Origin of the sequence: Chryseobacterium gregarium DSM 19109, from assembly GCF_000430845.1 — a bacterium.
Lineage (GTDB): Bacteria > Bacteroidota > Bacteroidia > Flavobacteriales > Weeksellaceae > Chryseobacterium > Chryseobacterium gregarium.
Genome location: NZ_AUMU01000032.1, coordinates 1 through 14,262, shown reverse-complemented (window position 1 = coordinate 14,262; position 14,262 = coordinate 1). Strand labels below are relative to the sequence as shown.

General features: G+C 34.2%; 4 protein-coding genes. 1 reads left to right on the top strand and 3 read right to left on the bottom strand.

The window, feature by feature from the left end; all coding sequences use genetic code 11:
- Nucleotides 1-9,041, bottom strand: a 9,041-nt coding sequence (locus H561_RS0119945) for a non-ribosomal peptide synthetase (RefSeq protein WP_027388581.1), incomplete at its 3' end; no start/stop codon positions are given.
- A gap of 1,544 nt (nt 9,042-10,585) precedes the next feature.
- Here H561_RS0119945 and H561_RS0119940 point away from each other — a divergent pair.
- The gene (locus H561_RS0119940; RefSeq protein ID WP_027388580.1) at nt 10,586-11,191 is read left to right on the top strand and encodes a hypothetical protein; all 606 of its coding nucleotides are present in this window, start codon (nt 10,586-10,588) and stop codon (nt 11,189-11,191) included.
- A 296-nt stretch (nt 11,192-11,487) separates the two neighbouring features.
- Here the strand turns inward: H561_RS0119940 and H561_RS23500 are convergent, their stop codons facing one another.
- Together H561_RS23500 and H561_RS22955 are read right to left on the bottom strand one after the other, a co-directional pair.
- Complete coding sequence (locus H561_RS23500) at nt 11,488-13,338, bottom strand: pyocin knob domain-containing protein (RefSeq protein ID WP_027388579.1); 1,851 nt, start codon at nt 13,336-13,338, stop codon at nt 11,488-11,490.
- A gap of 630 nt (nt 13,339-13,968) precedes the next feature.
- The coding region (locus tag H561_RS22955) for an integrase core domain-containing protein (RefSeq protein WP_034762782.1) at nt 13,969-14,262 on the bottom strand (294 nt) is incomplete at its 5' end.

The window sequence follows — 14,262 nt, the reverse complement described above, 5'->3', positions numbered from 1 at the left end:
ACTTCAGCAGGTCGACCTGAAACCACGCTACCAAATACAACTTCTTCGGAGGCATTATAAGAACTTAAAAGGTAAGACCAGACTCCCTGGACATAAGTATTCAAGGTAATTCCTAAATTTTGGCAGAATTTTTCAGTCCTCTCCAAATCATGGTCTCTTACAATAAGGGTTTCAGTAAGATAGTGAGAAGCTTCTTCTTTTTCAGTTCTGACAAAAGGAATTAAAGTTGGGGAATCAATTCCCTGAAGATAGTTTTCCCAATAAGCTAAAGCTTCTTCTTTATCTACGCTTTCAAGCCATTTAATATATGAGGCATATTTCTCAGTATCTGGTAATAAAATAGTAACTCCCTGCTGAAGGCTATCCAAAATAGCTGTAAAATCATTAACCAGAATACTTAAGCACCATCCATCCATGATAATATGGTGATAACTCCAAATGAATTCGTAATAACCATTAGGCAATTCCACAACCAACAAACGCATCTGCGTAGGTTCAATCAAATTAAAACCACGAGCAATGTCTCCTTGTTTTATATTATCTAATTCAAGTTCTGATTCTAGGATCAAATGCTTGAAATCTACACGGGCATGCTGATGAACAATCTGCAAAGGAACTTCTCCGAAACGGTTATCAAAAGAAGTACGTAAAACAGTATAACGGTTGACAAGGATTTCAAATGCCCTTTCTACCAGGGATAGATCAAAACCTTCAGATTTTGCCCTGTACGAAGTCTGCATGAAATATGCTGATCCTTTCGGTGCTGCCATCCAGTGGTAATATAATCCCTGTTGCATTGGCGAAAGCTCATAAATATCTTCAATATCTTGATTCTTATTGATCTCCTGAATCGTACTGAAAGATAACCCTTTATAAGTAAGATCTGATGGTGTTAAAATCACCTCTGTTTCTTTCTCCCCATCAATCATTTTCTCCAAATGACTCTGATAACTGTCTATCAGTTTCTGAACTGTTACTTCATTAAAGAGATCTCCTGAATAACGGATGGTGATAGTCATGGCACCACTCATCGTGATTCCTGAAACATCTAATAGAATATCTGTTCCTAGGTTTTCTTCTGATACCGGATTCCCGATAGCTTCTGAGCTATAATAAAATGCCAATCCTACTGTATCATCAAAATCTCCAAGATAATTGAACTGAACCGATGGATTGTTTACTGGCGAAAACGAATTTCCTAGATAATTTAATACTCCATAACCAATCCCTTTATGAGGAATTCCTCTCAAATCTTCTTTTACACTGACTAATGCCGGCTGGTTCTTATTGCTGATATCTAACGAAAAAGGATACACACTGGTAAACCATCCTACTGTTCTGCTGATATCCAAGCCTGTACCCATCACCTCTCTACCATGACCCTCCATCAATACTTTGGTCTTATTAATACCAAACTGATCCTGTAAGGATAAGGCCAGGCCGGTTAATAAAACATCATTGATCTCGGCACTGTATTTCTTACCTGCCTGAGTCTGTAATAGTTTCGTAGACGCTTCACTAAGTGAAAAACTTACAGTATTATCTAAAATATGTCTGCCTTTTGAAGCATGATCGGTTGGAATAGCAGGATAAACTTCTGATTCTACTCCTTCCCAATACAAACGTTCTTTGGAAAGAACGGAACTCTTGCTGTAGTTTTCCAACGCTTCTCCCCAACTCTGGAAAGAATCTGTTTTCGATGGAAGATCATAAGATCCTCCTTTAATACCGGATTCGTATAAGTTCCCTAAATCTTCTAACAAGATCCTCCAGGAAATTCCGTCAACGACCAAGTGGTGAATAACTAAGATGATTCGGTCACCATCACTCATCGAAACATGGCCTACATGGAATAATATTCCCGATTCTATGTTGATGGTACTTTGAAGATGATCTCCTATTTTTTGTAAAGAAGCAAGTTCGTCTTCAGTAGAACTATCTTCTCTGATATCAAAATATTCAAAATGGTAATGATTACCTTCTGTTCCTAAATTATACTGACTCCATACTCCATTTTCCTCTCGGTATTCCATCCTTAAGGCATCATGATGATTTACCAAAGTACAGATCGAAGATTCCAAGACAGAATCTGAAAGTCTTTCACTGCTCTTTAAAATTACAGCCTGATTGTAATGGTTCTTATCAACCAATTCCTCACTCTCAAAGAAATATCTTTGGATGGGAGTAAGAATACTATCTCCCGTTACAACAGACTGATCGATCACGGCAACATCTGTTGTCATATAATGAGCCAGCTCTTCTAAAACAGGATATTGTAAAATATGCTCTACTTTCAAGCTATAGCCGCGCTGACGTAATCTGGATACGATCTGGATCGATTTAATCGAATCTCCTCCAAGGTTATAATAATTATCACGGATACTGACAGGACTATATTTTAAAACCTGCTCACAGACTTCCACCAAAGCTTTCTCCTCTGCTGTTCCCGGTGCCACATATTCAGTCTTGATCAAATCTGAAGAGCTTACTTTTGGTAAATTCTTCCTATCGATCTTTCCGTTACTGGTTAGTGGAATACGATCCAGCTCAACGTAAAAGCTGGGAAGCATATATTGGGGAAGTTTGCCTTCTAAATAGTAAGCAAGTTCCTGCTTGTTAATAACAGAATCACTTACAAAGTACACCACCAAACTCTTGTCACCTTCATGCTCCTTCACTTCTGTCACTACAGATTGGATACCGGAATTATAAGAAAGTACCTGGCTGTCGATCTCTCTAAGCTCTATTCTATGCCCTCGGATCTTTACCTGATGATCAGTTCTTCCCAGATATTCAATTGTCCCATCCGGTAGCCATCTTCCTAAATCCCCTGTACGGTACATTTTGGTACCCTCCACAAATGGATTAGCTACAAACTTCTCTGAAGTAAGATCTTCACGGTTTAGATAACCTCTGGCCAATCCTGCTCCTGCGATATACAATTCTCCATGGACCCCCGCCGGTAGCAAATGTCCATATTCATCTAATATATAAATCTGAGTATTCGATATCGGACTTCCGATCGTGTTAACGGACAAATCAACTTTTCGCGCAATACATCCTACCGTTGCTTCTGTTGGACCATATTCATCATAGACTTCAATATCTTTATTTATAGCATGAATGATCTGAATATGTTCATTATAAAGCTTTTCTCCTCCTAAAATAATTTTACGGATACCTGTATTATGAATTTCTATATTTTTTAATAATGAAATATGGGAAGGCGTTAATTTTAAGATATCTATATCTTTATTTTCAAATGCCTTAATAAGCACAGCTAAAATATCTTCTTCATTTTCACCCAGCCATAAGGAACTTCCTCTTGTCAGAGAACAGAATACTGCAGTAACAGAAAGGTCGAAGGAAATTGATGTGAAGAGCCCCCAGTTACCACGGTCTTCATTATTAAAATAATACCCATTACTCCATGAAACATAGTTCATCAGATTGGAATGGCTGATACATACACCTTTAGGATTTCCTGTAGTTCCTGATGTATATATTACATAAGCAAGATCTGAAGGATGAATCTCTGTGGTAGGATTTTCTGTTGAATAATTCTCTTTCAATGAATCAAACTCTTTCCAGAAAGACTCGTCGATATATAACTTAGATTTGGTATCTTTTATAATATATTCTGTTCTTTCCTGAGGGTAATTCATATCAATCGGAACATAAGCTCCACCTGATTTTAGAATTCCCAGGATCGAAATAATCATCTTTTCATCACGCGGTAATTGAATACAAACCAAGTCATTAGTTCTGATATTGTGATGATCCCTCAGGTAATGAGCAAGACGGTTAGATTCTATATTTAAATCAGCGTAATTAAGTTTTGTTAAGCCTGACTCTATTGCCAAGCTGTGAGCACAATTATTGACTTGCTCTTCAAATAAATTTACAACCGTATTTTCCGAAGAATACAATACCTCAGTTCCGCTGAAATCTTCCAATAATTCTTTTACCTCGTTAGTACTTAAATAACTTAAATTATTGATAGCCAGATCAGGAAAAGTTGCAAACTGGCCAATCAAGCTTTTAAAATGTTCTACCAGAGATTTCACAAAAGACGGATAGAATACAGATGAATTGTATTTAAAATCGATCAATAAATTATGATCTCCTGGAACAGCAACAATATTAAAATCGTAGCTCGTTTGTTCAAAAGTATCTACATCCTGACCAACCAAGCCCATAATGGACAGATCCTCATTAGCATCCTGCCTTGCGTAGTTTTCAAAAATTATAATATTATTGATTAATTCTTTCCCCAATGAAGAGAAAGATTGTATCTCAGCTAAACCTGTAAAATGATATCCGGTACTCTGAATAGAATCCTGATGTATCTTCTCTAAAAGACTTCTTGGAGTATCCGATTTATCTAAATTTACTCGTACAGGAATCGTATTGATAAAAAGACCTACCATATTTTCTATACCCTCTAATTCTGCAGGTCTTCCTGAAACCACTGAACCGAATACAACTTCTTCAGAAGCATTATAAGAACTTAACAAGTAAGCCCACACCCCCTGTAAATAAGTATTAAGGGTGATCCCTAAACTTTGACAAAAGTTTTTAATACTTTTGAATTCTTCATTTTCTATCTTTAGTATTTCAGCTATAAAATGGGATTTAGCTTCTGATGCATTCTTTTTAGAAGGAATTAACGTAGGTAAAATCACCCCTTTTAGATAATTTTCCCAATACGCAGCGGCAGCTTCTTTATCTACCCCTTCTAACCATTTTATATAAGAAGAATAGTCTTTTGATTCTGGTAAACTGATTTCTGATTTTTGTTCTAATGAACTTAAAATTGCCGAAAAATTATTGATCAGAATATTTAAACACCAGCCATCCATGATAATATGATGGTGACTCCAAATAAACTCATAATCACCATGTGGCAGCTCTATAACCATCAAACGCATCTGGGTAGGTTCAATCAAATTAAAACCCCGAGTAATATCTCCTTGTTTGATGTTGTCTAATTCAAACTCTGATTCCAAGATCAAATGTTTGAAGTCTATATGTGCATTTTTATGAACAATCTGAAGTGGAACCTCTCCGTAATGATTATTAAAAGAAGTGCGAAGAACGGTATAACGGTTAATAAGAATTCCAAAAGCTGCCTTTACTGCTGATATATCAATATTTTTGGATTTGATCCTATAAGAAGTCTGCATAAAATATGCAGATCCTTTAGGCTCTACCATCCAATGGTAATACAAACCTTGTTGCATTGGAGACAATCCATAAATATCTTCTATATCATGATTCCTGTTGATCTCCTGAATGGTATTAAATGATAATCTTTTATACGTAAGATCTGAAGGCGTTAAAACCACTTCTGATTCTTCACCCTCACTGATCATTTTTTCTAACTGAATCTGATAGCTATCCACCAATTTCTGAACCGTAGATTCATTAAAGAGATTACCTGAATAACGGAGATTGATATTCATCTCTCCATTCACAGTCATTCCCGATACATCCAATAAAATATCAGTATACAGATTTTCTTCAGCTACCGGATTTCCAATATTCTCCGATGTATAATGAAACGCTGATCCTGTTCTATCATCGAAATCTCCAAGATAATTGAACTGCACGGAAGGATGGTTTCCTGAAGAAAACGCATCACTCAGATAATTCAGAATACCATAACCAATTCCTTTATTTGGAACGTTTCGTAAGCCTTCTTTTATACTTACCAAGGCTGGTTGGCTATTATTACTGATGTCCAACGAAAAAGGATAAACACTGGTAAACCATCCCACTGTTCTACTGATATCTAAGCCTGTCCCCATCACCTCTCTACCATGGCCCTCCATCAATACTTTGGTCTTATTAATGCCAAACTGATCCTGTAAGGACAAAGCTAATCCGGTTAATAAAACATCATTGATATCAGCAGTGTAATTCTTCCCAGCACGGGTCTGTAATAAACGTGTGGACTCCTCATTAAGCGTAAACCCTATATTTTTGTCTAAAGTATATTTTCTATTGACCGGATGATCTGTAGGGATACCAGAATAAACTTCTGATTCTACACCCTCCCAATATAAGCGTTCTTTGAAAAGAGCAGAACTGTTACTGTAGCTTTCCAAAGCTTCTCCCCAACTTTGGAAAGAATTAGTTTTGGATGGAAGATCATAAGATTCTCCTTTAAGACCTGCTTCATATAAATTACCCAGGTCTTCCATTAATATCCTCCATGAAACACCATCCACGACCAAATGATGAATAATCAGCAACAACCGGTCACCATCACTCATTGAGATATGACCGACATGGAATAAAATTCCTGATTCTATATGTATTTTACCCTGGAGACCTTGTCCTACTTTTTGTAGAGCAATAAGCTCTTTTTCCGGAGAGCCTTCTTCTTTTAAATCAAAATATTCAAAATGGTAATGAGTACCTTCTGTCCCTGCATTATTTTGAGACCAAATCCCATCTTGTTGATGATACACCATTCTTAATGTATCATGGTGATGAACCAAACTCTGGATCGAAGATTCTAATACAGAACTCGAAAGCCGTTCATTACTCTTCAGGATAACAGACTGGTTATAATGGTTTTTATTATTAAATTCTTCACTCTCAAAGAAATACCGTTGAATAGGAGTAAGAAGACTCACACCACTAACCGTAGACTGATCAATCAATACCACATCTGTGGTCATATAATGAGACAATTCCTCTAATACAGGATATTGTAAAATATGCTCTACTTTAAGGCTATAGCCACGTTGGCGTAATCTCGATACAATCTGGATTGATTTAATAGAATCTCCACCAAGATTATAATAGCTGTCACGGATACTGATAGTACTATGTTTCAAAACCTGCTCACAAACTTCTATCAAAAGTTTTTCTTCCAACGTTCTTGGAGCTATGTATTCAGTCTTGATCAGATCTTCTGAACTTACTTCAGGTAAATTCCTTCTATCAATCTTACCATTACTGGTAAGGGGAATACTTTCTAATGCGATGTAATAGCTCGGAAGCATATACTGAGGAAGCTTAGTCTCAAGATAGTAAGCTAATTCCTGCTTGTCTATAACAGAATCACTCACATAGTAAACAACCAAACGTTTATCTCCTTCATGTTCCTTCACTTCAGTGACTACAGCCTTGATCGCTTCACCGTAAGAAAGTACCTGACTGTCAATCTCTCCAAGCTCTATTCTATGACCACGGATCTTGACCTGATCATCAATTCTTCCAAGGTATTCAATACTGCCATCCGGCAACCATCTGCCTAAATCCCCGGTTCGGTACATTTTTGTACCCTCCACAAACGGATTATCTACAAATTTCTCAGAAGTTAAATCTTCACGATTTAAATAACCTCTAGCCAATCCGGCTCCGGCGATATACAACTCACCATTTACTCCCACTGGTACCAAATGACCATATTCATCCAAAATATAGATCTCGGTATTGGAAATAGGTTTACCAATATTTACATCAGAGTGATTGACAATAGAAACTGACGACCACACTGCACACTCGGTAGGACCATATTCATTATAAAGAATAGCGTCGCTGTATTTCTGATGATTTAATACTAAATTTTTACTTAACTCTTCTCCTGCTACAATTACATATTTCAATGTATTGCTTCCCAGTGTATTTTCATTCACGTAAGGAAGTAGGTTAGAATAATAATTAGGGACACATAATAGTCCCTGTATTTTATTTTTTATAATCTGAGATGAGATATACTCTACATCTTTTACATGAATATTGCTTTCAATAAACAATCTTCCTCCACTGCATAAAGTCCCGAAAATCACAGCCACTGAAGAGTCAAAAGAAAAAGAAGGAATCAACAGCATACTTTCAATATTATAGAAAGTAATCCTGTTTATGGTAGAATGAAACACGTTCCGGTGCTCAATCATTACACCTTTAGGATTCCCTGTCGTTCCTGATGTATAAATAACATAGGCTAAATCGCCAGGTTGGATAAGTGATTCAGGATTCGTTGTTGGGTACTCATTTTTTAAAACATCAAACCCAGTCAAAAATGTAGCATCTATATTTACTTTGGCTTTGGTATCAGTAAGAATATAATCTATTCTTTCTTCAGGGTAATCAACATCAACAGGTACATAAGCTCCTCCTGATTTCAGTATCCCTAAAATGGATATAATCATCTTTTCATTACGGGGCAGCTGAATACAGATCAAATCATCCCCATGAATACGATATTGATCTTTAAGATAATAAGCCAGTCGATTAGACTCTCTATTTAAATCAGCATAGCTTAGAGCTATGTCCCCATATACTACTGCCAGCGCATCAGGACTTTCCTTAACCTGGGATTCAAATAAATCTATAATTGTTTTATCTGAAGGATAGTCAGTTGTTGTATTAAAGTTGATAAGAATATCAAAGGCTTCCTGTCCAGCTACAAGAGTATAATCAGCAAGACCGGTGTCCAATAATCGATCATAATTGGAAAGTATATGAATAAAACTGTTCAACAAGCTATCAATCACATATCCCTTGTAAACATCTTTATAATAGATACCTAAAACAATTTTATCACCTGATTCATTATAAAAAAGGGAAGTATCATCCTGTATCGATTCTAATTTTTGGTTAAACTGAATAGAACAGTTAGAGAACCCAGTTAAATCCAGATTAGATGCATCATAATTAGAATAAGAAACAGCCTCTTTAATATCACTGGCAAAGTTCTTTAGTTGCTTTTTAAAAGTAATTTCTTTGTCATCCGGAACTTCAAGTAATATACTATTCGTTAGCTGAATAAGATCACATGGATACACTTTGATAATATTCTGATAATTATCAAAATACCGATCAAGTAAAAAGGAAAAAACAGAGGAAACAATGGTTAATTTGGATAAATTATTATCTTTAGAAATCCTCAGAAAACTACTCAACTGATGTTTCAGAATTTCTATCTCCAAATATTCTACTTTCTCTTCAGATAAAACAATTGTTTCTTTATTTTTTGTCTTATTGAGCCAAAAAATATTAGATAAAGATGATGTATTTAGCATTATATTAAATGATAAGGGTGGATTTCAGCGATCAGACTTCGTTATAAAGAATCTCTTCTTAAGAAATCTCTTTGTTATTATTAGTTTTCAAGATTTAATGATATTGGTAAGATTCGAATGATCCTGAAGAAATAATTCTTTCTAAGAATAAAGTTTTAAATAATTATATTTTTATTAATAATAAAATAAAAATTAAGCTTATTATCAATAAGTTTATTGCTGAAATGAGATTTTGTATAGGTAAATACCATTTTTGAGTTCATGTTTTTTCGAATTGTTATTATAGCTCCGCCACCTAATTCATATTAAGTTCGGAAATCAAAAAACAAGAAAAAATACTTAAAAGATTCAAATTTATTGAAGTTTCAATTATGCTTTCTAGCCCTTAGTTTTTTGCTAAAGTAGAAAAAAAAATCACTAATAAATGATATTTAACAAAAAATTATTATTAATTATGTATTAAAATAATATAATTAAATATATAATTAAATGAATACCAGTAAATTATATATTAAAAAATAAATACTAAATTTTAAATAGTTTTAAACTACTCACGATATTATGATAAATCAAAAATTTTTACATCAAAAATGATGATAATTCAAAATATGAAGAAATAATTATAATTAATTTGATTATCTTTTAATAAACCTGTATAAAATTATTAAAGAAAAAAAGTTCTAAAAAAAATTAGCAATTTAGAATGCAACAAAAAGAACTGAAATTCTGAAACTAATAAACAAAAATAAATCGGAAAAATGAATTTTTCTCATTCATGCCAGACGAAAGGAGAGTCACTACAAAATTTGGTTTAGGAAACCTTCAGACCTATAATAAAACGGTTGAAATTATGCTGTTGATAGGGGAAAATTAAACATAAAAAAATATTTTTCAAAAGAAAAATAAGCTGGTCAGTTGCCAGTTGTCTATCATTACTTTAATAATGGATTAAAAACGGTTCTATTGAGCGTATCTGGATTGTTTTGCCACAAAATAATAAGAGGGAATTTGGATGGAGGTTCACAAGAAGTTAAGATGGGAAAGAATCTATGGAATATGGGTCAGATGATTACGGCCTGTGAGCAGCGAGCATCATCATCTTTAACAGTAAATAAAATTTAAGGAAAATTATTTTTCTTTTGAATGAGATATTGTTAAAAATTAAAAAAATAAGGGTAAGAAGTTGAATAAAAATCACCACTTTAGAGTTGCAAAATATCAAACATAAATATATTAACTGATTTATATATTAACTGACTTAATTCAAACTCATCGGCAATTTATAAAAAACATCAGATTTTAATGGCAGGAAGCAGAAATATTTTGTAAATGGAAAGTCTTACCTACATAGCAATTGGACTAATCCGAAGGTTTTCGATTTATTGTAACAATAAATCGGCGTTATTACTAATGAAATGCTACAGTATTGACTGATACTGCTTTAGGTAATCCTGAGGACGGAGACTACAGAAGAGATATTATTAAGGGAGAAAAAACATTTTATAACGGTTTATATCATCCAATTCAAAAAATTAAATAAAAAAATGAGCGTTTTAAATACCAAAAATTTATTCGGAATTGCATTTTTGCTTTTTATAAATAACTTTTTTAGCCAAGAAATAGATTATAAACTAAAAAAAATAATAGCAAATACAAAAAAGGCAATGCAGCCAAACTACATTCTGGAAAAAGAGGAAATATGCGATTTGAATAATGATAATAAAAAAGACATCATATTTATTTATAAAACTAAGAATATTGATAAAGAAATAGAAACTTTAGATTCTCCGGTAATTTTGTTATTAAGTACAAATGATACCTATATTAAAATAGAAAACAGCAATATTCTATATTCTTTCATTCCGAACAATTCTGTTTTAGATAATAATTTAGTGATTAAAAACGAATTTTTCACATTAGAACAAACCGAAGGAGATGGAAATAATAAAAAAATAATATATATAACTTTTAAGTTTGATAAATATAGCAAACAGATATTTCTCAGCAAATATGGAGTTGAGACATTCTTCCCTGATGAAAACAAAATTATCAAGAAAACTCAAATATTTTCCGAAAAAGATTTCGGGAAGATAAAATTTGAAGATTACAGCAATGATGCTTTTCAAAACAAAATAAATAAAAATAAATAATTTTAATATTTGATAAAAATTATCCATTTTTTATTTATCATATTTTTACTTTCTTTAACAAAAGCTTTCTAAGGGAAAAAATTTAAACATCCGATATCAATTTAAAAATAACAAATAATTATATTCCCTATTATAATAATTTCCGGAAGTTAGTCCTAATTCAGTTTGGCCAGCTTCCGGAAATTATTATTATTATTATTATTATTATTATTATTATTATTATTATTATTATTATTATTATTATTATTATTATTATTATTATTATTATTATTATTCTTACAATGAATTATAATTCATCAGGATTCTACTGCTTCTGAAAATCGTGTGACCGAACTTATAGTCAGGGATAAATTGGTGTCAGCATAAGTAGCTATTGCCTCCAGAATATATCCATTGGGTACAGATATTGACGCTGAGTCTGCAATCGTATCAAATAATATTGAAAACTCTCCTGCTGTCTGCTGAGGGGCAAGGATAATTACTCCACCCATAACAGTAAAGCCGCTGACAGGGTTTCTGAGCCTGAGATACAATGTCTGTGTTTCCGCTAATGAAGCTGTCCTGCCGGAATAGCTGCCTATAATCCTCCATCTATGGTTCTGACCCGGAACGGGATTTTCGATTAATCTTCCTGCATACGATGTAGATCCGCCATTTCTCGTTGAATCAAATACTCCTTTATAATTATTAGGGGTGCTGTTCGGATATTTTGTTGTCGGTAAAGCGGCGATGGTTGGAGCTGCTCCGCCAATATTGACCTGCTTATAAGTATTTGCTGCAAAATTGGAAACCGACAGTCCTGTATACGTTATTTTCACCTGCCCGGATTCGTTTTTCCTTGCAAAAGCCGTATTCCAGTTATTAACGGCCTGTTGGGAAAAATCATTAGAATCCCAATCTTTTGTCCAGGAAGACCATGTTCCGTTGTAATAATATCTTCTGTACGAATCATTATTTCCAGCATATGTATTGTATTCCTGAACGATATTCGTTCCGGTTGCAAAAATCTTTAGCATACCTGCCAATGCCACCGGATGGTTAGTCTCCGGAGTAGCATTGGCATTTGCCCCCTGAACCCAATATCCGCCTGTGGTCATCGTGTTCAGATCAATATTTCCTACCAGTCCCCGATAAAGTAACCCCTGTGTAAAAGCGGTATTCCATTGGCTTGAATTGCCATGATTCAGAGTAGTTATAGTTCCCGCATTATTTATTTTTACGACTTCTGTTAAGGCTACAGCACTTCCGTTAGCCCCTGAACTGGCAGCATAATTAAAAGAAAAACCTCTATGATTATTTGCTGTAAACCCCCATGAAGCTAAACTCCCTCTGGGCTGAATGAACTCTGTCCCATTAAATTGTAAATTCTGTCCCATCCATATTCCATAGCCATTCGCAGCACTGGCAATGTTGGTATGGAACATTGCGGATCCAGCTGCCGTCTGAGATCCAAAATACAAATTGTAACCATCCAAAAACTGAGTATAGTTTGCATTAATAATCACCTGTCCTGCTGCTGATGCATCGCCTTGAGGTCTTAAATAAATAAGACCTGTTGCCGTATCACCAGATAAGATCAGACTGGTAGAACCGGTTCTGATTCTGTTAACCCCTATTCTCTGAATGGCAAGTTCGCCCGACTTCGAGTTTATAATACCTGTAAAATCAACATTTCCTCTTGTATAGGTACTGCCTATCACATCTAATGCATAGCCTGCTGTCGGAACTGTTGTTGCACTTGCTCCAATAGCCACCCGCTGGTCTGATGTCCATCTAATGGCATTTTTACCATTATATGTTGTACCTCCAATATACCCCCAGCTTAATGTAACTACTCCTGTATCAGATGCATTTCCAAAATATCCAAACGTATCTATATCCCCATTGGATCCTATTAATTTTGTAAAATACCTTGAGAAGCCTGAACTCACGGTGTTATTAGACATGTCCCTGGAAATCCAGTTTGTGCTTGTATTTCCCAGATTGATCGTTCCTGTCATTTTCCCACCGGCTAAGGGTAAGTAAGCATTTGGATTAAAGGAGTCCAGATGAACATAACTGTCCAGCAGATCTACAAACTGCCCTTCTGTCGGCCTTTTGCCTGCTTTAAAATTGGTTTTTAATTCTGTGATTGGTTTTTTAGCCATTTTTTATTTTTTAATATGAATTTTAAGTCTTATGATAAATATTTTCTCATCTCGTCCACTTTTATTCACAGAGGATTGATTTAAATTGCGGAAAAGGTAAAATCTGTCCTCTACAATCAATTGCATAAGGCTTTCAAAATGAATTATAGTGCACCTATTTCATGAAAACCTCTATTCTATATCCGTCTTGTATTCCAGTAAACTTTGTGATTTCCTATAGGTTACTTTATATTAGGTGTTGATTTTATAAACAGAACAGTATGAATTTTTGAATTGAATTCTACAGCAAAAATATTTATGGACAACGACAGAACTTGACGTATAATATTTTATTTTTTAATTATACTATTATAATCAGAACGAAGAATAGTCCTGAAATAAAAATCAGGCTTTTATATTTTTTTCATGTATCCATTAAATTCTAAAATGAATCTATCACAGGGAAAACTCCAGAATCTGAATTATTATTTTTAATTTCAAATAATATCATTCTTAAATAAAAGCAATCAGTATATTTTCAAAGATTAAAACAGTGATTATATCAGTCGCATGACAAAATCTATTAAAAAATCTATAACTAAATAATTTATACTATTTAAGTTCTGACCTCCCCCCGATATATGGAACAGTCTAAATTAGAGAAATTTGATTTTTCTGACTGTTAATGATGAATTCATTTGGTGTTAAATTTCCTAACGAACTATGAGGTCTGTAGCTGTTGTAATCTTCTCTCCAGACATCCAACTTCTGCTGTGCATCTTCTAAGGAGAGAAACCAATTTACATTAAGACACTCATCGCGTAATGATCCGTTAAAACTCTCAATAAATGCATTATCAGTAGGTTTTCCCGGTCTTGAGAACTCCAGTTCTATTTTCTTTTCATAAGCCCATCTGTCTAATGCTTTACTGATAAACTCAGGTCC